General features: G+C 74.7%; 1 protein-coding gene. It reads left to right on the top strand.

The genetic code is table 11. The features are described from left to right. The coding region (locus G3I71_RS48875; protein WP_203733234.1) for a chemotaxis protein CheW at positions 1-387 on the top strand (387 nt) is incomplete at its 5' end. Between the last annotated feature and the right edge of the window lie 24 nt (positions 388-411).

Raw genomic sequence — 411 nt, 5'->3', positions numbered from 1 at the left:
TCCGGCACGCTGTACGGCGTCGACGTGCTGCGGGTGCAGGAGGCGCTGCGCTCGCACACGCGCACGCGCGTCCCGCTCGCGCCCGCCGAGGTCGCCGGCCTGGTGAACCTGCGCGGGCAGGTCGTCCTCACCATCGACATGCGCACGCGCATGGGTCTGCCGCCGCTCGCGGGCGACGAGCCGATGATGGTCGTCGTGCAGGTCGCCGGCGAGCCGATCAGCCTGCTGGTCGACGAGATCGGCGACGTCGTCGAGGTCGGCCCCGACTCGTTCGAGGCGCCGCCGGACACGCTCGACCCCGCGATGCGCTCGGTCGTGCGCGGCGCGCACAAGCTCGACGGGCGCCTGCTGCTCGTGCTCGACGTGGACGAGGCCGTCGCGGCCTGACCCGCGTCACGTGCCGCACGGCCC

Origin of the sequence: Streptomyces sp. SID12501, assembly GCF_010550245.1 — a bacterium.
Classification (GTDB): Bacteria; Actinomycetota; Actinomycetes; order Streptomycetales; family Streptomycetaceae; genus Streptomyces.
This window is presented reverse-complemented; position numbering and strand designations above follow the sequence as displayed.